Consider the following 22142-nt stretch of genomic DNA (forward strand, 5'->3'; position numbering starts at 1 on the left):
AGTTTTGCGGGCGTAATGTGGCGGGTGCGTCACGCGCCCATCAGGGCGCCGACATGCGCCGTAACAGATTCTTTCAGTCCTTGCAGGTCATAGCCGCCCTCGAGCACCGAAACAACGCGGCCCCCCGCGGTCTTGTCGGCGAGATCCATCAGCTTGCGCGTCACCCAGGCATAATCCTCCGCGCGCAAATTCAGCGAGGCCAGCGGATCGCGGTAATGCGCATCGAAGCCGGCGGAGATGACGAGTAGCTCCGGGCTGAATTTTTCGAGCTGTGGCAGGATCAGATTCTCGAACGCGGAACGGAATTCAGGCCCGCCATCCTCGGAGGCGAGCGGCGCGTTGACGATGGTGTCGTGGTCGCCGCGCTCGCCGGTCGCACCGGTGCCCGGAAACAGCGGCATCTGGTGCGTCGAGCAGTACATCACGGTCGGGTCCGACCAGAAGATGTCCTGCGTGCCGTTGCCGTGATGCACGTCGAAATCGACGATGGCAGCGCGCTTGATGCCGTATTTGCGCTGCGCATGGCGCGCGGCGATGGCGACATTGTCGAAGAAGCAGAAGCCCATCGGCTTGCCGATCTCGGCGTGATGGCCGGGCGGGCGCACCGCGACGAAGGCATTGCGATGCTCGCCATTCATCACTGCTTCGGTGGCAGCCACGGCGCCGCCGACACCGCGCATCACCGCTTCCCATGTGCCCGGCGACATCGAGGTGTCGCCGTCGATATAGACGAGGCCGCTGCTCGGCGCGATGTGGCGCAGCTCGGTGACGTAGTGCTCGTTGTGGCACAGCGTGACGAGATCGAGATCGCCCTCCGGCGCCTGGTCGCGTACCAGAAACTGGAAGCGCTCATGCGACAGCGCTTCCTCGACCGCACGCAGGCGATCCGGCCTTTCAGGGTGTCCCGGCGGCGTGACATGGTCGAGGCAGGCCTTGTGGGAAAGGAGAAGCGTGCTCATCAGGTCGGCCTCATGGATGCGGGCTTTCGACGTCGCTTGGCGCATCCGGCGCCAAAACGCAATGCAAAACCCAATCTATGCGCTTGAACGGGAATGGCAAAGGGTCGTCCCGTTCCGGCCCGTTTGATCCGGATCAATTCACGCGCAGGATGCGGCTCAGCGGCAGCAGGCCGATCGGTCCGTGCGCCCGGAAGAACGCGAACAGCGCGTCCGCGTCGTAGCCGCCATATTGCGGCGCCGTGCCTTGTTTGGCGACGGTAAAACCATCGCCGCCGACCGCGAGGTAATCGTTGAGGGTGACACGATAGCCGCTGGCCTGCTCGATCGGCCTGCCGTTGAGCGTCATCCTGTCGGCCATCACGCGCTCGCCGAATGGCTTCGACGCATCCCAGGCATAGCTGAACCCGTTCGACACCTGGAGGATCCGCGGTCGCTTCGGGTCCAGCCATTGCTGCTCGAGCATGTCCTTGAGCTGGCTGCCCGTCAGCGTCATCGTCACGAGGCGGTTGCGGAACGGCTGGCTGGCGAAAACATCGCCGAAGGTGATCGCGCCGTTCTCCTTCGGGACGATGTCGGTGCGGATGCCGCCGGGATTGGTGAGCGCGATGACAGCGCTGCCATCCTGGGCCGCCCTGGTCGCGGCAAGCTGCGCGTCCGCGATGACGTCGCCAAGCGCGCTTTCGCCGGCCTCGTTCGGCACGCGCGACAGCGTCTGCGTCACCGATCCGGCCGGCCGGTTGGCGATCGGCGCCGACAGCCTGTCATAGGCCTCGATCAGCGCGGTCTGCTCGGCGTCCTTGGCCAGCGAGGCATTGGCGACGATGACGTTCTCGGCTTTGGCGCTGACGATGTCGCGGGTGACAGGATCGAGCTTGAGATCGATCGCGGTGACCAGCGTGCCGTATTTGTCGCCACTGGTGACGAGCCGCCCGTCGATGTCGCAGACGTAGGCGCGGTGGGTGTGGCCGCCGACGACGACGTCGACGGCGCGGTCGAATTTCTTGACGATGTCGACGATCGGCCCGGTAATGGCAGGGCATTCATTGTAGTCGCCGGCGGGCTCGCCGCCCTGGTGGATCAGCACCACGATCGCCTCGACGCCGCGCGCCTTCAGCTGCGGCACCAGCGCGTTCACGGTCGCGGCTTCGTCGCGGAATTCGAGCCCGGCGATGCCCGACGGCGAGACGATGCCTGCGGTCTCCTTCAAGGTCAGCCCGATGAAGGCGACGGGGATGCCGTCGAATTCCCTGATCTCGTAGGGCGGCAGCACGCTGTTGCCCGTTGCGGTCTCGACGGTGGACGCTGCGAGATAATGGAATTTGGCGCCCGTGAACGGATGCGGCCCCTGGCAGCCGTCGACCGGATGACAGCCGCCGTTCTGCATCCTGAGCAGTTCGGTCTTGCCTTCGTCGAATTCGTGATTGCCGACCGAGCTGATCGCAAGCCCCATCAGCGAAAGCGCTTCGACGGAAGGCTCGTCGTGAAACATCGCCGACAGGAACGGGCTCGCGCCGATCAGATCGCCGGCCGCGACGAAGATCGTGTTCTTGTGTCCCTCGCGCAATTGCTTGACCAGCGTCGCCATGTATTCGGCGCCGCCGGCGGCAACCATCACCTTCCTGGCTCCGTCCTCGGGATCGGCGATGCGGATGCCGCCCGGCGGCGGGCGCAGATTGCCGTGAAAATCGTTGATGGCAAGGATGCGCAGCTCGACCGGCGCGGCGGTTTGGGCCGGGGCGGGGAGGGCTGAGGTCAGCGCGAGTGCGGCAAGGATCGATCGAAAGGCGTATCGCATGGAACCAGATTAGTCGGTCCAGGCGAAGATTTCACGAAGGTTCTCGCCGTCATTCCGGGGCGACGCGCAGTATCGTAGGGTGGGCAAAGCGGAGCGTGCCCACCATCTGACCGTGATCGAAGCAAAGTCGTGGGCACGGCGCAAATGCGCCTTTGCCCACCCTACGAGACCGGTCTCGCGTAGACGGTTCTCACTGTCTCATCCCTACCGCTTCTTCCGGCTCGCGAACGCGTTGAATGCCGCCACCGCTTCGTCCGACTTCAGCCGCTCGCCGAACAGATGGCCTTCCTGGTCGATGCGGCGGGTGAGTTCTTCGGCCGGCGCGCGCAGCAATTTGCGGGAGGCTGCGACCGCCTCGGCGGGCAGCCGGCAGATATCGCGCGCCACCTTGCGCGCCTCGACCTCGGTATGTCCCGGCGATACCACGGTGTTGACGAAGCCTGCCGCGTGCGCCTCCGCGGCGGAGAAAGTCCGCCCCATCACCAGCATCGCGAAGGCGCGCTGATATCCCATCGTGTTCGGCATCAGGAGGCTGGCGGCGCCGACCGGCACCAGCCCGAGATGGATGTAGGGCGCGGAGAAGGTCGCAGCGTTCGAAGCCAGCACGTAGTCGCAGTGAAACAGCATCACCGTGCCCATGCCGATCGAGGCGCCGTCGACGGCGGCGATGATCGGCTTGACGTTGAGGGCGAGCGAATAGAGAAACTTGGCGCCCTCCGACAGCGTCTCGGGCCGGGCGGTGTCGGCGTGCAAGAAATCGTCGATGTCGTCGCCGGCGGTGAACACGCCGGAGCCGCCGGTGATGATCATACAGCGGATGTCGGGGTTGTTCTGCGCGGTGTCGATCGCGCGGCTCATTTCCCGATACATGTCCTGGGTGATGGCGTTCTTCTTGCCCGGCCGGCGTAAGTTGATCACGCGCGTTCCGCGTTCCTCGGTGAGGACGACGTTGCCGTTCGGCATGAGAACCCCCTGCGCCCGCCGCGACGCTTCTCGCGAGACTTGCAAGCATCAGCCTACATCATCCCGCAGGCGTGCCAATGTGCTGGGCTCAACCTTTTCGTCGTTGAATTCCGGGAGGGCCGGCGCGTGGCCACGCGCCGCAACAAATGGCTACAATGTTTCATTTGAAAAATCTATGGTTGTGGTGCACGATCCCGCGTGGGTCCATTTGGCCGGTTGCCCGATTGATGAGTGCTGCAGCCAGCGTCGACGAATCCTCGCTGCACTACCGCGGCTGGCGCGTCGTGCTGGCCTGTTTCCTGATGGCCTTCTTCATGTTCGGCTTCGGCCTGTACGGCCAGGGCGTTTATCTCGCCGAGCTGCAGCGCGCCCATGGCTGGCCGGGCACGCTGGTCTCCGCGGCCAGCACGTTCTCGTTCCTCCTGACCTCCGTCCTCGTCATCTTCACCGACGATCTGCTCGCGCGAATCGGCTTGCGGTCGCTGATCCTGTGCGGCCTGGCGGCGCTCGGCGCCTCGACGGTGCTGCTGGCGCTGATGCAGACGCCTTGGCAGCTGTATCTCGCCTATGCGCTGATGTCGGTCGGCTGGACCGGCATGGGCACGGTGGTGATCGCGACGGTGCTGAACTCCTGGTTCGAGCGCCGGCGCGGGCTCGCGCTCAGCCTCGCCTTCAACGGCGCGACCTGCGGCGGCATCATCCTCGTTCCGCTGCTGCTGTCGCTGACCGGCAGCATCGGCTTTCGCGCCGCCATGCTTGCGACCACTACCGCGATGATAGTGCTGGTGCTGCCTGTCGTCGTGATCTTCATGGGCTGGCCCGGCGGGATGTCGCCGGCATCGGTCGGACGCCCCTCCGGCGGCAGCGCGCCCGCGCCAAGCCATTCCCGCAAGACGCTGCTCGCCAACGCGGCGTTCTGGACCATGGTGCTGCCGATCGCGATCGCGGTTCTGGCGCAGATGGGGTTCATCGTTCACCAGGTGAGCTTTCTCGAGCCGCTGATCGGGCGCTCCGCCGCAGGGTTCGCGGTCACCATCATGGCGGGGATGGCGGTGGTCGGCCGCCTGTCGCTCGGCCTGTTCGTCGACCGGCTCGATCCCAGGCTCGCCTGTGCGGCGTCGATGACGAGCCAGGCGGCCGCGCTGTTCGTTCTCGTGCAGAGCGAGAGTCCGACGGTGCTGCTGGTGTGCTGCGCCGTCTACGGCTTCTCGATCGGCAACATGATCACGTTTCCGCCCTTGATCATCCAGCGCGAGATCGGCGCAGGCGCCTTCGCCGCCGCAATGGGATTGGGCACCTCGATCAGCGGACTCGTCAGCGCCTTTGGTCCCGGCATCGTCGGGCTCGTGCAGAGCTTGACGGGCAATTACACCACGGCTTTCGCGATGTGCGTCTTGCTGGACCTGGTGGCGGCGGGAATCGTGCTGTGGCGGCCTGGGAGAAGGGCGGAGCGCTCGCGCGAAGGTGTGTCGATCAGCTGAGAGAGGCTGGAGCGCGCGCAACAATCTCGATGTCGTCCCGGCCCCCGTGCGCAATTGCACACTAGGCCGGGAGGACAGCGAGTTTCCGGCTGGCGGTCCGCTCAACTCACCCCAGCAACACCGCATCGGCCGCCGCGACCGACTCCGCGCTCTCGGTCACGGTGCGCTCGAGCGCGCCGGCCTGCACACTGATGTTCTCGGCGAAGAAGCGTGCCAGCGAGACGTAGCGCGCGGCGTCCGTGTTGCCGTCGGCCTTGGCGGCGAGCGCCTCGGAGGCGAGCAGGCAGCCGCCGAGCGTGGAGCCGAACTGCTGTAGGTACGGCGTCGCACCCGCAAGCGCCTCGTTCGGCGCGGACGTCACGCGCTCCAGCAGCCACTTGCTGGTTCGCGTCAAGGCCTCCAGCGCTTCGCGCAGCTTGACGCCCGTGGTGCCGAAAGCCGGATCGTTGGAGGCTTCGACTTTCTTGACCGTCGCCGTGAGCTCGTCGAGCAGCGCCCACACCGACGCGCCGCCATTGGCCGCGAGCTTGCGCGTGACGAGGTCGATCGCCTGGATGCCGTTGGTGCCTTCGTAGATCGCGGTGATGCGGGCATCGCGATAATGCTGGGCCGCACCGGTCTCCTCGATGAAGCCCATGCCGCCATGCACCTGCACGCCGAGATAGGCGACCTCGTTGCCGATGTCGGTGGAATATCCCTTGGCCATCGGCGTCAGCAGCGCCGCGCGCGCGGCTGCGTCAGCGCGCACCTTCGGGTCCCTGGCGCGCGTCGAGACGTCGAGCGCGACGGCGGTCGCATAGCAGATCGTGCGCGCGGCCGCCGTCTGCGCCCGCATCCGCATCAGCATGCGCTTGACGTCGGGATGCACGAAGATCGCGTCCGAGCCGTCGCCTTTCTTGCCGACCGCACGGCCCTGCTTGCGCTCCTGCGCATACGACAAGGCCTGCTGATAGGCGCGATCGGCGACGCCGACGCCCTCCAGGCCGACGCCGAGGCGGGCCTGGTTCATCATGGTGAACATGCAGCGCATGCCCTGGTTCTCTTCGCCGATCAGGAAGCCGATGGCGCCGCCATGATCGCCCATGGTCATGGTGCAGGTGGGGGAGGCATGCATGCCGAGCTTGTGCTCGACGCCTGAGGCGAAGATGTCGTTGCGCTGCCCCAGCGAGCCGTCTGCATTGACCATGAACTTCGGCACGAGGAACAGCGAGATGCCCTTGGTGCCGGCGGGCGCGTCGGGCAGGCGTGCCAGCACGAAATGCACGATGTTGTCGGTCATGTCGTGCTCGCCATAGGTGATGAAGATCTTCGTCCCCTTGATGCGATAGGTGCCGTCGGCCTGCTTCTCGGCGCGGGTGCGCAGCGCGCCGACGTCGGAGCCGGCCTGCGGCTCGGTGAGCTGCATCGTGCCGGTCCATTCGCCGGAGACGAGCTTTTCGAGATAGATCTTCTTCAGCTCGTCGCTGCCATGCGCGTCCAGCGCCTCGATCGCCGAGGCCGTCAGCAGCGGACAGAGGCCGAAGGCGACGTTCGCGGCGCTCCAGATCTCCGTGCAGGCGGCGTTGATCGCGATCGGCAGGCCCTGGCCGCCGAAATCCTCGGGACCCGAGACCGCGTTCCAGCCGCCCTCGGTCCAGCGCTTGTAGGCGTCCGGCCAGCCCGGGGCCGTCGTCACCTTGCCGTCGCTGAGCTTGATGCCGTGCTCGTCGCCGACCTTGTTGAGCGGCGCCAGCACGTCGGTTGCGAACTTGCCGGCTTCCTCCAGCACGGCCGCGGCAATATCCGCGTCGAAATCGCCGTAATGACCGGCCTCCACGGCGGCCTTGAGGCCGGCGCCGTGATTGAGCGACAGCAGCATGTCAGAGATCGGCGCGCGGTAGGTCATGGCTCACTCCCGTGGACGGATATTGGCGCCGTATTCCCATGAAATGGCGGAGGTCTCAATGGGCGGAAGGCTGCCTCGCCGCAGGGCCTGTGATCCCAAGCCCGGCTCGATATCGGGCGTGGCGCGGCCGATCCCGGGCACCAGCGGTATTTTGCCCCTCCAGGCGGTTGAAATGCCGCGCTGCTCCCTATAGACCGGCTGCGACCGGAGGGAATCTGCGGCGGCCGGCGTCGCCATCCCGTCCGGGTCGTTGGGGCGTAGCCAAGCGGTAAGGCAGCGGATTTTGATTCCGCCATACGGAGGTTCGATCCCTCCCGCCCCAGCCAGAAGCTCCGCTTCCCCTGAAATTGCTGACGAACCGGCCTGGCTGGGGAGCTGCTGCACAGCTCTGCGACACATCACTGCTGCACGGGCGTCGCTCGAAAATGGCTTTCCACATCCTTCGCCGCCAAGCCGTCTACTATTGGTGACGCCGTGGATGCTTGCCGATGGCGCCGACCTGCATCTGGCGCCGTCTCAATCGAGACAATGCTCCCCGCCGTCATTCACGGCCACGTGGCTAAGCTCGATCGGGTGGCCCTCGCCGCCAAGAGCGCACCGGGACTTCGACCCCGCGCAGGCACCAGGTTGACGACAGGAGGGCATACTGGGCCTACGCGCTGCTAGACGCCCAGGGCGTCGCCGCGGTCGTCCGAGCCGAGGATCGCAGGCGCATGGCCGAGGACGGGTTGTCCGAAGCTGGCATCGAGGCGGTACAGCACCACCTCGCCATGTTCCGCGCCAACAAGTTGATCCCGACCAAGCATCACATTCTTCGGACCATGATCGAGAGCGTCGAAGCTGTGCCGACGGCTATGAATATCGCCATGGCCCAGGGATCGTATCTCCGGGGAATGAAGCTCGCGCTGGCCGAGTCCGACCGGCGCTATGGCGGCACGAGGATCGAAGACAACGGTCTGGTGGATCGCTTGCTCCTAGCCAAGAACGATCCACCGAAGCCTCCCTCGACGATCACGGGTATCGCGGTGGATCGTTCCGAGCGATCCAACGACGGCGGGCGCCTCTGCGATCCCGCAATTTGTTCCGATGGCCGACTTCTTGCGATTCGCGGATGGCCTTATCCAGCAGAACGCCGCCGACGATCACTGGGACGAGAAGACGCAGCGGCAGGCCAAGAGTATCTCGAACCTGTTCGTCAAGTTCATGGTCCAGGATCAGTACATTCACGATCTGAATCTCGTGGGCGAGGCGCGAGGAGCTTTGCGGCGCGACGATGGACGACATCATCTTCGATCGCGAAGATTGCCGACCGTACATTCACATTGCCGCGAACGATCAGCGGCGCATCAAGAACGCACAGTCCAAGCGCAACATTCCCATCCATCCCGAGCTGACCCGATTGGGCTTCCTCGATTGCGTCAGGAAGATCAAAGCGCTCGGATACAAGCTGCTCCTCCCGGACCTGTACTCTCCCAGCAGCCGTTCGCCGCTAGGCAATCGCTTTACAAGCAGTTCAAGCCCATTCTCATCGCTGCCGAATCACGGAGGATGGGCTCGGCGCTCATGCTGTGCGGCATCTGTTTGGCGCGCAACTGAAGAAGGAACGGCTGACGAAGGAGGATCGTGCTGATCTCCTGGGGCACGGCGGTGACAGCGAAACCAGTGAGCGCTACTGCGAACCGCATGAACTCGAGACCTTGTTCGAGTTCATGATGAAGCTCGAAGTGATCATTGGCCATCTCAAACCGCATTCTACCAACCTTATCCCTTGGGTCGAGAACAAGGAGGTCGCGCCGTTCTCTCAGCCTTCTCGTGCAAAACGCCGACCTGAGACGATTAGCGGAAGCATCTGATAGGAGCGGGCTTTGGACGCCGCGCCGCTCTTGCTGGTATCGATGGGTGGCAGTTATCGTCGCGCACTAATAAGCATTCTAACAAAGCCTATGCTCGACCCCGCCAGGCACATAGTGAACCAGAAGGCCGGATGCTTCGATCCCGAGAAGTTCGAGGACCATTACGAATCCGCCCTGATCGACCTCATCAAGCAGAAGCGCGCCGGCAAGGTCATCCGGCCGAAAGAGCGGCCGAAGGGTGAGTGTAGACCGGATGGCCGGAGACATATTTCTATTATTTAATTAGTTAACCGCAATAGATTGAATTTAGGTAAAATATATTATATTGGTTGGCTGGAAAGCCAATGCGCTCTGGAAGAAACGACGCCGATGCCCCCTCCGGCCCAGACGCAGAAGGCGCTTTATCCAGTTGCCGGGGGTCTTGAGGATCCGAGATGAACGTTGCCGCTAATCGCTGGACGAGTCAGGAAGACGAGCTCTTCCGAAAATTGGTAAGTTCCCAGACATCAATCAAGGTCAATCGCCAAAACACTGAATAGAACCGAAGATGAGTTGAAGAAGCGAAGTTATCTCCTCGGATTGCCTTTGAAGTGGTTCAGTCAGGCTACGGCCACTAGATTGTGATTCCGATAGCGGAGCCCAAGCGACAAGGGACTGGTTGTTGCCGAGCCGTCGCCCGAAGTCCCAACCGAGAAGAGGTCGTACGGCGCGACAGCTCAAGATAGATATATATACCAACTTCTCTAATGATAATATCGCTTCGCTAAGCAGGGTGTTTGCATGTCGATGCGTTCGCTGACCAGCGCATCTGGTGTCACCCTCGATAGGCGGCTTGAGCAAGCCCCGAATTTACCTTTCATCCCAAGACTTAAGAATACATGCACCGAAAGTCTTCGTTCGCCGAACAAAATCCAACGCGGAACCGAGGATAGGCGACGATTCGACGATTGTCCCAACAATGCGCCATTATCGTAGAGAGATACCAAGTTCGCAGCTAATTTAACTGATGCTTGCACCGCGGCCAGGCACCCCGAGATGGACCGCGGCTGATGCGAAGGCCGTTCGATGCATGACAGCAGCCTTCGCGCCCATGAAACGCAAGCGATGGTGCAGAGCCAAATCGCTTTCGAGACTGGCCAAGACCTGCCAATGCACTTAACGAGACGACAAAGCGGATCCTGATTCCCGATCGAACATATTCGCACTCGCGTCAGCGGTGGAAGATTTAGGATACAGCAGGTGTCGATTACCTTTATGATCGGGCATAAGCCGACGCTGGGAGCAGAACGACTTATTGCCTCGCCATTGGTTATTTAATTTGAGAAACCGTGACTAATTTCGACAGAATGCAACGCCCTTTCTGCGTCGGGGCAGGCCCATAACCTGGAGTCCTGCATGTTCAACCGAATAGTAATTGCGTCAGCTTCGTGTTGGCGACCTCTATTTCTTCGGAAGCGCGCTCTCTGAGCGCCGCTCCACCGCCCGAATGCAATGTGAGTATGCCTTGCGATTTTTCATACTCTGGGCATACCAAGAGATTGATCGGACCAGCCCGGCATCAGCAGCGATACGGCGGACGAAGTCTTCGTATGTCCGTCGCCAGTTCAGATATGTCTGAGACCAGGATCGTCGGTGGTCGGCCGGCTGGTTGCCCCCGATCATTTTGTGGGTGTGGCGCGGCTATACGCGTGTTTGGTCGCATCGTGTCCGAATTGAACCTCGCGGCCAATTGGCTGCGTTTTCCCCGTTCCGCGCCAGCACCGGGAATGGTTGCCGCGCGACGTGGGCACGTCTTCGTCTTGGAGCGGCACGTGGCTGGTGACGTTTGGATGGCGTACGATGCAAACTCAGGCGGGCACGCAACGAGAATCCACGCGCGTTCCCTCAAAGGGTACATCATCGTCAATCCCCGTTTGGCTTAGCCGCGTTGCGTGGCGAAACTTTCCTAGACGAGCGGCTGGTGAGCCTCGGCTCATCAGCCTTCGATCGCATTCGCTCCGCGCCTGCAGCAATTGCGCGATCAGGCACGGGCTGCTCGACCTTGCAAAGCACCGCTTGTGCCAAGCTGCCGTTGATCGGCTCAACATGCTCACCGATGGGATTGGACGGTCAGCACGACCGCGCTGCACCGAACATTTCCCCAGACGGAGCAACTGGCTCCTCGACCCAAGCCTCGCGAGCGAACCAATTGTGATTGGCACGACAGACCGGACAATGCGTGTTGCCGAAAAATACCGCACTTCGCAGAAATGTCTCACGATCCGATGTAATACCAGTGGGAATGACGCGATCGGTTTGGGGACATTTGACCATAACCATACCCATTTGGATCATCCCTGGACATTGCTCATTGGTGAATGAAAGGAAGAAATCAGCTGCAGTGTGAGGGTCGATGCTTGGGGCGCTGCACTGAAGCGCCTCGCCCGATTGGCCGGGCCCGGCGCTCGAGCGTGCTCCTGAAGGCTGCAGTCTTGAAGCAGCTCGTCTGTGGTGCCTCGCAGCTGAATGTCTCCGGGCTGTCCAGAGGAGCCGTCTGGAATGGGGGTACCTTGCCGGACCCGGAAACCCTGACGGGGCACCTGACAGACGTCTCGGCCGACTTGATCACAAGCTCACCCCCCTTCCGCGGGACCGATATTCGAGTATATAAATAATGTTAAAATGGTAAGTCATATTTTTATATCGCGATCTACCTTTTGCCGCGTGCTTATCGAAGCGGCCCGATTGAGTGCCGGTGTAACGTGAGTTCCTGTTTGTCATTTTTCGCGTGCATTTTTGTCTTGAAGGGAGCGCTCTTGGTTCAGCTCGAAAAGCGAAATTTTTTGTTCGTTTTAAATGAAAATGCCGTTGTTAAATCGCGCCGATGACGTAAGCTATTTCGCCTAAATTCGTTTGGTTGGGAGAGAAAAATGCATCAATCAATTTACAGCAAACGCATTTCCACACCCGTTTCGCAGCACCTGGCCAAAATGCGCGAGCAACTCATAAATATCGGTGAGATGGAACGCGTTCTAAGGGAGCGGAGCGCGAGTCTGGAAGTCTACCGGTATCTACTCGATGCTCATCGCTTGGGGTGGCCAAGAGTTCCTGATGATATGTTGGATTTTCCTGCATTTGGCAGAGATGAAAGCAATCGGCTGGCCGTCTGATCGGAAGGCTGCATCTTCGATCCGGACGAGGCGCCGGGAGTGATGGTTCCCCGCGCGGAACACCAGGCCCGCACCGCATCGCAACACCTCCAAGCTGAGGTCGCGGTCCGTGCGATCAAGCGCTGTGAGTAGTGTAACGCGGGGCTCCTCACTTCTGACTCGATATGACGAAGAGGTCGGTTGAAGCCGTGTTGGAAAAATCTTCCTCAGAGGTGGCGCTTAAACCGGCGGCCAATGCAGTCTTCGCGCTGTTCAATGGCCGACCGGTGCTGTTCAGTGAGACAGGACAGAAGATCTATCAGCTGGACCAACTCGGCGGCTTTATCTGGTGCAGATTGGCGCAAGGAGCGTCTTTGGCAGCCGTGTATCACGAGCTGGGCACGCTCGATGTTGCTGAGCCCGTAGCGCGCCAGTTCGTGCGGGAGGCCATAAGCGCTTGGATCGACCGGGGGTTGCTGGACGTCGATCGGCCGATGTCGACCAATTGCGCTCTCTCGGCGATGTTGGGGCGGCACCGCATCAGTGTCCGGACTGAAAATCGTGCGCTCTTGCAGCGGTTGGTTTCGCTGTTCTGTGCTGTGGACAATGTGGACGCTCAAGGCGATATCGCGGTCGAAGCCATGATGCTGGAGGATCAAGTGCTCTTCGGCGGAATTGATGCCGGTATCCATCGGTGCGGGGTCGAGGCGTTTGCACCGATAATCAAAGCTTTTCTCACCGACCGACTTATCCGAAGTGATCGATGGGTCTTCGCCCTCCATGCTGCGTCTCTTGCGAAGAACGGAGCTGGATTGCTCTTGTGCGGCGAAGCGGGAGCCGGCAAGTCGACACTCGCACTACAGTCGGTCGACGCGGGATTTCAGTATTCCGGCGATGATATTGCGTTGATCGACAGTGATGGCACGGCCTGTGGAATCCCGTTTGCCCTCACCCTGAAGGAAGGATCGTGGGACGGGTCGTCGGCATTGCAAAGCAGTTGGAACGGTATCACCCATCGCCGGGCCGACGGCGTCCTGGTGCGGTATTTGCCGGTTTCGAATGTGCATAACGGAAGTCTCCCTGTCAGATGGATCATTTTTTTGAACAGGGTCGCGAACGGTTCGCCGGCGCTAACCGAGGTGGATCCGCTCGATTCGATGAAGCGGCTCATTGGAAGCGCATTCGGCGCCGACGGGCGGCTCTCGCAGGCCGGCTTTCTCGCATTGAAGGGGATCGTTTCTGGTGCCCGATCGCATCTGCTTACCTACTGCGAGGCGGTAAAAGCTCGTGAGCTGTTGGTGGATATGTGCAATGGGAAAGTATAGTTCAGCACTGATGAGCCTCTGCCGCTGCTTGCGAGGCGCGCCGCCAGCCGACGTGGATTGGATGTCCGTGGTCGGCCTTGCGAACCAAACGCTGACGACGCCCGCGCTCATCGACTTCGTTGATGAATATGAAGCGATGTTGCCTGAGGACGTCTGCGCGTATGTACGCCAGATCCATGGTCGAAACGTTCAACGCAACGAGCGGTTGGCGGACCAATTGAAGGAAGCCGTCGTTGCGATGAATGAGCGCGGAGTTACGCCCGTGTTGCTTAAGGGGGCGGCTACACTAGCTGTTACGCCCAACGAGCGGCGAGGTGTTCGGCTGATGTCCGATCTGGATATCATGGTTTTGCCGGGCGAAGGTGAAAGAGCAATTGCAGCTCTTCGCGCAATTGGCTATGAGATACATGATCAAGCTCCGCGCGAAAGTCGGAGATGGTTCGTCGAGTTGATCCGATCAATCGACGTCGGGGCCATCGATCTGCAGCTTGCAGCTCCAGGCCCCGGCCACTTCTACCGCGATCCCGTTCTGAGCCATTGCATTCCTGCGGGGCTTGGGCGGGGAACGGTGCTCATTCCGACGCCCACGTACCGGGCGCTCATGTTGATCATCCACGATCAATTTCAAGACTATGGCTATTGGCTCGGCGACCTAGATCTTCGGCATTTGGTCGAATTGCGCGATTTGAATAGTTCCATCGGGGGTCTCGACTGGCAGGAATTGACCTCCCATATTTCGGGCAAACTCATGAGAAACGCGGTCGAAACCCAGCTGGTTGCCCTCGCTGAGTTGCTTGGAGTCGAAATCCCCCACACGCTGCGCTCCAGACTGATTCCGCGTCTGCACTTCATTCGCCAAGTGATGCAGGCGCGCTTTCCGGGCTCACGCTTACCGTTCCTCGCGATGACTGTCCTGGATCTCAGAAACTATCGGCGAGAATCGTCCGTTGATTATGCGCATAACGCACGCCGTTCGCTGTGGTCGATCCCAAAGGCGGACACCTTGCATTTTCTGTTGAAGGCCGCCGTCGCAGTTCGTGTGGGGAAGGTCTAGCGCGGCAGCAGCTGCGTCGGCTTCTAGACCGGCGGGAGCGCTCCGGCAGCGATTGCAGGGCTAGGAATGCTCCTTACCACGGACATTCCGATCAGAGGGCTTGCCGTTCTCGAGGATTTTGAACTCTTCGAGCGTGTGGCCGGATTGGAGGGCGGCAACCAGCCAACGAGGCTGTTTACCACGTCCTGACCAGGTCTCGGTCGGCTGGAACGGGTTGCAGTATTTTGGCAAGACCTTCGGATACTTGCGGCGCGGCGGCGTCTTGCCAGTTCCGGTTTCGGCCGTACCGCTTTCAGCGTCACTGAATTGGTCCGGCTGGTTCAGCTGCGAGAGTCGTTTTTCCAATTCCCGCTTTTCGGCCGTGATCTTTTCAGCAAGAATCTTCGTAAGCTCCTCATGTAGGAGCCAAAGTTCCTCAAAGTCCATGGCTTCGAGATCCTGCCTCCGCATGGCTTTCTCGTCACCGTTCGATTGATCAGTCATTCATCCACCATCCTCCCTCCATGATTGACTGAAGTCAGCGTTGAAATTGATTCGGGAATTAAAATTATTATATTTGATTTAATAATTATTGCGATGTTTTTTTACGTGAAGGAATGGCTATTGCCGGCCAAGAGGTGGCATAGTGGATTGAATTGATCGAGTACCCACTTTAGCGCCTTCAAGATACGATATGCCCGTTCCTGCCCTCGGCTGCTTCGTTGGACATCCAGGCCTGAAGCCCCAAATTGTGCTCCGCCGGCGTGCGCTAGGGGATATGGAGGTGATACGCTCCCGGTTGCGGTTATTGGACGGCCGAGGGACAACGAGGGTATCTCGACAGTGAAGGGCGGATCCACACACGGTGCATCCGCGTCGAGACTGCAACGCGGCAGGTTATTCCCGCGACTCGCTTAATCTCACCTTTCGATGCGCAACCGTCGCGGGAGCGGGTTCCGCAGTTGCGTCTCAAGCTTGCAACGTGGGCACCTTTCCGCAGTTAAATATGCGGATTGCTTTTTTTTTCAGCTTGATTAGTAAGCGCGACCCAGTTATGTGAGGCGCTAGTTTTTGCAGGGTTCCATCTATTTTTTTTGGAAAATCCGGACTCCCGGCTTGATTAATGTCGATGGAAGCATTGTCAGTTGGCGCAACTACTAGGTATAATATGTCAGCAAAAAAACTCGAGTTTGAGTCCATGTCGCTTGACGATCTCTGGTCGCTGCATGAAGAAATCAGCGGGATCCTGTCCGATCGGATCAAGGCGGAAAAACACGAATTGGAAAAGCGCCTTGCCGCTCTCGGGGGCGGAACGACTGTTTTGGCGGACCTGGGTTCGACAAGCCTGTCTCTTACCGAGAAGCCGCGGCGTAAATATCCGCGCGTGCTGCCGAAATATCGGAACCCTCAGACCGCCGAGACCTGGTCAGGACGTGGCAAGCGTCCACGGTGGCTGGTTGCCGCGATGAAGTCCGGCAAACGGATTGAGGAGTTTCGCATCGGGGAGACTGGGTCGAAGGTTCGTCAGCGGGCCTGATAGATTCCGGTCCTGCCAACAGAATGATCGGGATATGCTCGGCGGCGCAGCCTGGTGGGCCGGGCTGCTAGTAGGCATTGCGCCCCCGCAGCACCTCCACGGGCGTTCGCAGCATGATTGCGAGATCAAGCCGAAGGCTCCAGTTGTCGATGTACCAGAGATCGTATTGTATACGTGTTTCGACCATGACTGCCGTGGGCGTTGGACCGCGGCAGCCATGGACTTGGGCCCACCCGGTCAGTCCTGGCTTGACCCTGCGGCGAAGAGCGTAACTCCGCACGAGCTTGTCAAATTCTCCGTCGTGAGCCAAAGCGTGCGGGCGCGGACCTATCAACGACATGCTGCCATCGAGAATATTCAGCAATTGTGGTAGCTCATCGAAGCTTGTCCGGCGCAACCATTTGCCGACGCGGGTGACGCGTCGGTCGGCGCGATTGGCCTGCGGGACAACGGGGCCATCCTCGAGCACATGCATCGTCCGAAATTTGCGGATCAGGAAGACCCGGCCGTTGAAGCCGCAGCGTTGCTGCCGAAAGAGTATAGGACCGGGAGAATCCAGCTTGATCGCGACCGCCGCCAGAGCAAGCAGCGGGGCAAGTATCGCCAAGGCGAAGCCCGCGCCGATAAGATCGATCAGCCGCTTAATCGCGTATTCCAGCGGGGTAAGGGGACCACGCTGAAGCTCTACGCAAATGGCACTTCCAAGTCTCCGCGTGGGATGTCGCAGCAGCTCGGAAATCGTGCCGACGGGCACGAACATGATCGGAAACGGCAACACTCGCAAATCGGCAACGAAGGCTCGCAGTTCCGGCCATCGTTCCGGGTCAGCTTCCACCACCACCTGGTCAAGCTCACAGTTGCGAATGTAGTCAATTACCCGGGCCGTGAGCTGCTTTCGACGGACGGGAGTGAAGCCAAGCTGAGGCAAGCTGAACCGTCCCGTGACGCAATAACCTTGCATTGAGAGGGTTTCGGACAAACCCGCGTTTTTCGACGGTGGTTGATCGCTGATCAGCACAATATTTGTGGTCGCGAACTTTCTGCCGCTCAGGCCTCTTCCGAGCAGCGCCTTGACCGCCCACCGTTCGGCCAGAAGCAAGCCGAGGGCCAGCACGGCGAAAAGCATAGCTGCCGGCTGGGAAGTCCCCGGACCTACCAGGCCGTACACCCCCCAACTGAAGACCAATAATGACGTCCAGGCCAGACAGACCGCGCGGATCTGGTTTCGGAGGACAAGAAGCTCAACTGGCTGATAAAGCCCGCGGGTCTTCAGCAGACAAACAAGACAAGCTGCACTCACCAGCGCCAGGCCAACAGCGTCACTCAAGTCAGGCGCGGCTTGCCCATTCTGAGCTTGGTACAGAAATGTAGAAACGACGCCGGCAAATAGAACGGTTGCAATATCCGCGCAGAGTGCCACGTGTTGGACAGCGTCATAACGAAGGGGCCATTTGTGCTGGCGGGATACTGACGGCCCGGGACTGACATGATTGGTTAGCTCACGTTCATGGAAATGTCGGTTCACGAAATTCATCGTCGAGCCCTGCAATTTAATATTTAATTATTAATAAATTAACAAAATTTATCAAGCGTAAAATCGCGGTGCACTCAGGCTAATTTCGTCGTGGGACCCGGTCGGGGTATTCATGATCGACCGTCGAGCCGGAGATCGCCGGCTCTTGGGACCTTATCGAGAACCCTGCCGGGAATTCCGCGCGCGCAGCTGGTCGAGGTATGTCGGGTCCTGCTCTGAAATCAGGCCTTCGAGATAGGTCTTACCATCGGCCGATGCGGACCGGTGCGCGCTCACAAGCGCCGGCCTGAGAGCAGGCCGATGCGTAAAGACGAGGCTCACGTCACGTTTGATCAGGTCGCGAAGTTCGGGCTCCCGTACCACGGCATCTGTAGCGAGTGCGATGGATACGCGTAACGGAAGCAAGTCCAGATCATTGGGCGCGGTATAGTACGACATCTTGAGCATCGCTGCCGTGTTAGACCGAGCCGAATCGTGCTTGGACGCCGCCGCGAGCATGAGCCAAATATCGCCGCGGAGCGGGGAATAGCGTAATGCGCGAGCAAGCGCATTCGAAGGGACCGGAGGAGCCGTCTTTGGCTCGTTCGCAGAATGGGCCGCATTCCGGATGGATCTGGATCCCCCTAGGATCCACAAATCTTCACGCGCTGCCGCAATCGAAACCGGTTTCGAGATCCGGTCCAGCCATGCTGCTGCGGTGGACAACGAGGATTGACCACCGCGATACCACTCAGGGAAGACCATCCATAGTGTCTGGATGATCAGCGTGCTCCCTAGCACCATTAAGGTGATGCGGGGCCAAGCGGTGACATACGCTGACGCGAACTTAGAGCGAGGCGCCGGAGCTGGACCGGGAGCCCGGTCGGAACTGTCCTTCGATTCCAAAGACAGGGCGTTGCGGCATGCGCCAGGGACGCTTTGGCCGAACGCCAGCCCGAAAAGCGTCGCGATCGAAAGCGATGCGCCTAAACCCAGAATTCCGTGGTCGGCAAAGGCCAATATCGTCAGCGCAATTGACGCTCCCGCGCCCAAGGCTGGATATACGTAATCGTGGGCCCGCGACAGAGAGCGTCCGATCAGGATACACGCGCCTAGCATTGAAGCAATCAAGAGGGCGCAGAGAAAGGCCCATCCCATGTCTATAACGATCGCGGCGGCGGCGGTTGGCTTCTCCCGCGAGGCGCCGATCTCGGCATCCCGGTAAATCGGCAAGAGGACCGTCGAAGCGCCCGCGCCGGATCCCGCCGGCGCGACGTCCTGCAGCATCCGCTCGGTTGCGATCTGACTGCTCGTCGACAATGCGATCGTGGGATCCGTGTTCGTCCTAAGCGGAATGACCGTTAAGGTGGCTATGAAGATGATGGCGGCGCCTGCAAGAACACCAGCGGTCCCCCACAAGCCCAAGAACCACCTGCGAATAGCGAACACGGACAGCAAGAGCCCTGACCCGAGCAGGGCGGCAACGATGGCGGCAGCATTGGCCCGAATAAGCAGCGCCGCCATGCAGATGAGCATTGCGATGATCGCGGCGGACAGAGCGGGTAGCGGGGCTTGCGCGATTGCTCCGGGTCGACTGTGCCTGCGTAACTGATCGATCGCGCGTATCGCTGTCGCGCAGGAGAGCAAGACGCCGAGCACTGCGATGGTTGAGCCATCGGGGCCGGCGGCGCCAGTCGTTTCCTTGCCGAACCACATAGCCGTAGCAATCGTGGTTATCGAGAGCATTAGATGCAGGACTTGCGCTGCGCGATTTCGGTCAAGCGTGATGACCGCGGTGACGAGGGCTGCGGCGAGCACGGCGCAATATTGCGCGAGCGCCAACATGGTCGCCCCGGTATCGACTGTGATCATCTCGCCGAGCGGCTCGTTCAAGGCCGTTGATGCCGTTGCCCAGATGGGATTGCCGAGTGTGCCCATCGGCATCGGGATGGCCTGGAGGACCATCCAGAGCGCCGGAGCCGCAAGCATAACGACGAGACCAGGTCGGAGCAGCTTGGCGAATCCGAGGGAGGCGGGCGGCGGAAAAAAAGCCACCATCAGCGCCGCTGCTGCAAGTACGAAGGCTGTCAACGCCCAGACTTGCAAGGTGTCTGGCATCGCGAGTGCCGCGGTAATCGCCACTAACTCGGCCAACAAGACAAGCCGGACAATCATGTAAACACCATGTGTGGTGCGGCCACCCCGCTGATCCGCTGGCGGGAAAACGTGCAGGCCGCTATGATAAAGCCTCAGGAGCCAGAAAGGCCATAACGGATGTAATGGCTGTCATGATAGTAGTAGCTCCGATGACCATCATATCGAGCCATTGCTTTGGTATCCGTTTTGCTGAGAACTACCCCAATCAGCAATTCGTGGATGTTGGGGGCCGTGTGCAGTGCGTGTTGCACGACATCGATTTTGGTTCGGCCCCATTCAACGACCAGGACGTAGCAGTCGATGAGAGATGAAGTGGCTCGGACATCGACCAGAGGGGTCAGGGGAGGAAGGTCGACGATGACGTAGTCATATTCGGCCCGCAAACGGTCGAACAGCTTGCTTATCGCGTCGGCGCAAAGAATTTCGCTGGTGTGAAGCAGATGTCCCCGCCGCACGGCAGGCAGAAATGCAAGATTGGTCGTCGGATCCCGCCAGATTGCATCAGTGAACGACCGGCTGCCGTTTGCGACTTCGATGAGGCCGCAGGCCGCTCTGGGCGCAAGGATCGAAGACAGCGAGGGATTCCTGAGGTCGCAATCGACGATGATGACCTTCTTGCCGGTATGTCCGATCAATTGCGCAAGCGAGGCTGCAAGTGTGGTCTTTCCCTCATTGGGTAGGGCCGAGGTAATACCGATGACCTGCGAGGAAATTTTCGCCGGATTGTGGTCGATGGCCAGCTTGATAGAACGAATGGCTTCGGTATATCGAGAAAGTGGCATCCCGACCACGGTCCGATGGATTGCGGTTGGAGACGAAACTATTCGTTGCTGAATATCATCCTCGGATGTCTGTGGTCGAACTGCCGGCTTCGTGGATTTGGGGGTCGGCAACAGCGGGATCATGGATAGACAAGGCAATTCCAGCACGGTTTCGACCTGTGAAGAGGTGCGAAAGACGCGGTCCATGAGGTCTCTGAGGAGCGCCAGGCCGATGCCGAGTGCGAGACCGCCGACAATGCCGAGCGCCAGCACCAATCTTGTCTTTGGCTTGCTTTTGTTCGACGGCGGCGAAGCAGGGAAAATCACCCGCGTTTCCGAGATGGGAAACGTCTCCTGCTGCGCGGAGCTCATGTAGCGCTGCAGGAAGGTCTCATACAGGCTCCGCAAGCCCTTGGCCCGGCTTTCCAGATCCTTGATGGTGAGCTCGGCAGAGTTGACTGAACGAGATTGCGTAACGGCCTTGGACAGCTGTTTTTCGATCTCTTCCTGGCGCTGCTTGGCGAGTTCGAATTCGCTTCGGCTGACTTCGGCAAGTCTCCGGACTTCGTCGAAAATGGAGACGCGAAACTCCCGCGCGCGGTTCCGGACATTGACGACTGCCAAGTGGTCGCGACCGACTCTTGCGGTCAATTCGGCCTCACGTCGGGTGAGTTCGAGATATTGCTGGCGGAGCGCGGTGATGATCGTGCTGTTCAGCCCATCGCTCCCGATAGCATCCAGATCGACCATCGAGGATGCTTTTTTAGGATCGGAGGCAAGGATGGTTTCATAGCGAGACAGCTTGGCCGTGGTCTCAGAGGTCTGGGCGCGTGCGATGGCCAATCGGTTGTTGATCTCCGTGATCTGCTGCTCGTCGATGGTCTTTCCATCCAGGGACACGATGTTGTTCTTGGTCTTGTAGACATCGACGGCACGTTGTGCGGCGAGGGCCTGGTCTCCGAGATCGCGCAGCCTGTCCTGCAGCCAGGTTGTTGCTCTACGATTGGCGTCGAATTTTGCATTGAGTTGATCGGCAACATAGGTCTTGGCTATCGCATTGACGACCTCCGCAGCTCGAGCTGCGGAACTCGAATTGAAACTGATCTCAATGACGGTGCTGTACCCGACACGCTGCGCGGAAAGCCGACTGAGAAATGCGTCTACAATAGAGTCCGATGGTTCGCCATGCCTATCGGATAGCGCCTCCTTCTTCGGTCCAGTGGAGGCCCATGATCGAACTCGTTGCCAGAGCGAGTGTAGGGATGGCCCCGATGCGTTGAAGTCCGGATCGTCGGTCAGTTTCAACTGATCGATGACCGCAACCGCGGTGGCCTTCGATCTCACGAGCTGAATCTGGGTCTCGATCTGATTGAGATCGAAAGGCGGCTCGGCCAGGAGTGACTGCTGCTGGACGAATTGCGCTCTTGGATTGGCCAGCAGGATCTGAACCTGGGCGGTGTAGGTTGGAGATGCCAGCCGGAGATAGAGCAGGCTGACCGCAATCACGAGTGCAGCAGTGACCAGGATTACGAGAAATTGACGCCGTAACAGCCCGATCCCCAGATTGATGACCTCGCTGATCCCTCCGCCGTCGGTCTGGGCGGGTTGGGTCAAGTTCACCGGCAGCCGTAGTCTATCCGCGTCTCTAAGATTGTTCTGGAGCATCACGTACCTGTCTCGACGGTGGAGAACGTTGCGGCTGCGCGCAAGCAGACCACGTTCAAGGAGACCCGCAGGCGGCGATCGATTATG

The 22142-nt window shown here is 60.2% G+C and carries 17 protein-coding genes, 1 tRNA gene and 1 pseudogene; 8 read left to right on the plus strand and 11 right to left on the minus strand.

The genetic code is table 11. From position 1 onward, the window contains the following. Positions 1-29 precede the first annotated feature (29 nt). The 3 genes from IVB24_RS14350 to IVB24_RS14360 all read right to left on the minus strand — a co-directional run bounded on the left by IVB24_RS14350 (position 30) and on the right by IVB24_RS14360 (position 3717). On the minus strand, positions 30-959 hold the full coding sequence (locus tag IVB24_RS14350; RefSeq protein ID WP_094975849.1) for a histone deacetylase family protein: 930 nt from the start codon (positions 957-959) through the stop codon (positions 30-32). A 133-nt stretch (positions 960-1092) separates the two neighbouring features. Further along, positions 1093-2754: a bifunctional metallophosphatase/5'-nucleotidase gene (locus IVB24_RS14355; RefSeq protein WP_247773310.1), complete on the minus strand. Its 1662-nt coding sequence runs from the start codon at positions 2752-2754 to the stop codon at positions 1093-1095. Positions 2755-2958: 204 nt separating this feature from the next. Continuing rightward, positions 2959-3717, minus strand: coding sequence for an enoyl-CoA hydratase-related protein (locus IVB24_RS14360; RefSeq protein WP_247773312.1), 759 nt, complete (start codon positions 3715-3717; stop codon positions 2959-2961). Positions 3718-3944: 227 nt separating this feature from the next. Between IVB24_RS14360 and IVB24_RS14365 the strand changes: the two genes are divergently transcribed. Further along, positions 3945-5198 (plus strand): MFS transporter, encoded by a 1254-nt coding sequence (locus IVB24_RS14365; protein WP_247773313.1) that lies wholly within the window; start codon positions 3945-3947, stop codon positions 5196-5198. Between the two features lie 106 nt (positions 5199-5304). Here IVB24_RS14365 and IVB24_RS14370 read toward each other — a convergent pair whose 3' ends face one another. Beyond that, on the minus strand, positions 5305-7083 hold the full coding sequence (locus IVB24_RS14370) for an acyl-CoA dehydrogenase (RefSeq protein ID WP_247773314.1): 1779 nt from the start codon (positions 7081-7083) through the stop codon (positions 5305-5307). A gap of 251 nt (positions 7084-7334) precedes the next feature. Here IVB24_RS14370 and IVB24_RS14375 point away from each other — a divergent pair. Continuing rightward, positions 7335-7409 (plus strand) — tRNA-Gln (locus tag IVB24_RS14375). A 336-nt stretch (positions 7410-7745) separates the two neighbouring features. On the opposite strand, the gene IVB24_RS14380 is transcribed toward IVB24_RS14375, so the two are convergent. Together IVB24_RS14380 and IVB24_RS14385 are read right to left on the minus strand one after the other, a co-directional pair. Then, on the minus strand, positions 7746-7889 hold the full coding sequence (locus IVB24_RS14380; RefSeq protein ID WP_247773315.1) for a hypothetical protein: 144 nt from the start codon (positions 7887-7889) through the stop codon (positions 7746-7748). Positions 7890-8094: 205 nt separating this feature from the next. Continuing rightward, positions 8095-8370 (minus strand): hypothetical protein, encoded by a 276-nt coding sequence (locus IVB24_RS14385; protein ID WP_247773316.1) that lies wholly within the window; start codon positions 8368-8370, stop codon positions 8095-8097. A gap of 281 nt (positions 8371-8651) precedes the next feature. On the opposite strand from IVB24_RS14385, the gene IVB24_RS14390 reads away from it, so the two are divergent. Both IVB24_RS14390 and IVB24_RS14395 read left to right on the plus strand, forming a co-directional pair. Beyond that, positions 8652-8936 (plus strand): hypothetical protein, encoded by a 285-nt coding sequence (locus tag IVB24_RS14390; protein ID WP_247773317.1) that lies wholly within the window; start codon positions 8652-8654, stop codon positions 8934-8936. Positions 8937-9014: 78 nt separating this feature from the next. Further along, positions 9015-9179, plus strand: a pseudogene (locus IVB24_RS14395) (Ku protein); the annotation flags it as partial. 1866 nt (positions 9180-11045) lie between these two features. Here the strand turns inward: IVB24_RS14395 and IVB24_RS14405 are convergent. After that, a complete protein-coding gene (locus IVB24_RS14405; RefSeq protein ID WP_247773319.1) occupies positions 11046-11261 on the minus strand; it encodes a hypothetical protein in 216 nt (71 codons plus the stop codon). 584 nt (positions 11262-11845) lie between these two features. Between IVB24_RS14405 and IVB24_RS14410 the strand changes: the two genes are divergently transcribed. The 3 genes from IVB24_RS14410 (at position 11846) to IVB24_RS14420 (ending at position 14443) form a co-directional block, all read left to right on the plus strand. Then, positions 11846-12085 carry a hypothetical protein gene (locus tag IVB24_RS14410; protein ID WP_247773320.1) on the plus strand — a complete coding sequence of 80 codons (240 nt, stop codon included), beginning with the start codon at positions 11846-11848 and terminating at the stop codon, positions 12083-12085. Positions 12086-12249: 164 nt separating this feature from the next. Next, on the plus strand, positions 12250-13389 hold the full coding sequence (locus IVB24_RS14415) for a PqqD family peptide modification chaperone (protein WP_247773322.1): 1140 nt from the start codon (positions 12250-12252) through the stop codon (positions 13387-13389). Continuing rightward, complete coding sequence (locus tag IVB24_RS14420) at positions 13376-14443, plus strand: nucleotidyltransferase family protein (RefSeq protein WP_247773323.1); 1068 nt, start codon at positions 13376-13378, stop codon at positions 14441-14443. The genes IVB24_RS14415 and IVB24_RS14420 overlap by 14 nt, the downstream gene beginning before the upstream one ends. 60 nt (positions 14444-14503) lie before the next feature. Here the strand turns inward: IVB24_RS14420 and IVB24_RS14425 are convergent, their stop codons facing one another. Next, complete coding sequence (locus IVB24_RS14425) at positions 14504-14893, minus strand: H-NS histone family protein (protein WP_247774093.1); 390 nt, start codon at positions 14891-14893, stop codon at positions 14504-14506. Positions 14894-15590: 697 nt separating this feature from the next. Here IVB24_RS14425 and IVB24_RS14430 point away from each other — a divergent pair. Next, complete coding sequence (locus tag IVB24_RS14430; protein ID WP_247773325.1) at positions 15591-15959, plus strand: H-NS histone family protein; 369 nt, start codon at positions 15591-15593, stop codon at positions 15957-15959. Between the two features lie 67 nt (positions 15960-16026). On the opposite strand, the gene IVB24_RS14435 is transcribed toward IVB24_RS14430, so the two are convergent. The 3 genes from IVB24_RS14435 to IVB24_RS14445 form a co-directional block, all read right to left on the minus strand. Then, the gene (locus IVB24_RS14435; protein WP_247773326.1) at positions 16027-17493 is read right to left on the minus strand and encodes an exopolysaccharide biosynthesis polyprenyl glycosylphosphotransferase; all 1467 of its coding nucleotides are present in this window, start codon (positions 17491-17493) and stop codon (positions 16027-16029) included. Between the two features lie 153 nt (positions 17494-17646). Further along, a complete protein-coding gene (locus IVB24_RS14440; RefSeq protein ID WP_247773327.1) occupies positions 17647-19647 on the minus strand; it encodes a hypothetical protein in 2001 nt (666 codons plus the stop codon). Between the two features lie 74 nt (positions 19648-19721). Then, entirely contained in the window at positions 19722-22055 is a 2334-nt protein-coding gene (locus IVB24_RS14445) for an AAA family ATPase (protein WP_247774094.1), read from the minus strand. Positions 22056-22142 lie beyond the last annotated feature (87 nt).

This window comes from Bradyrhizobium sp. 192 (genome assembly GCF_023100965.1).
Classification (GTDB): Bacteria; Pseudomonadota; Alphaproteobacteria; order Rhizobiales; family Xanthobacteraceae; genus Bradyrhizobium; species Bradyrhizobium symbiodeficiens.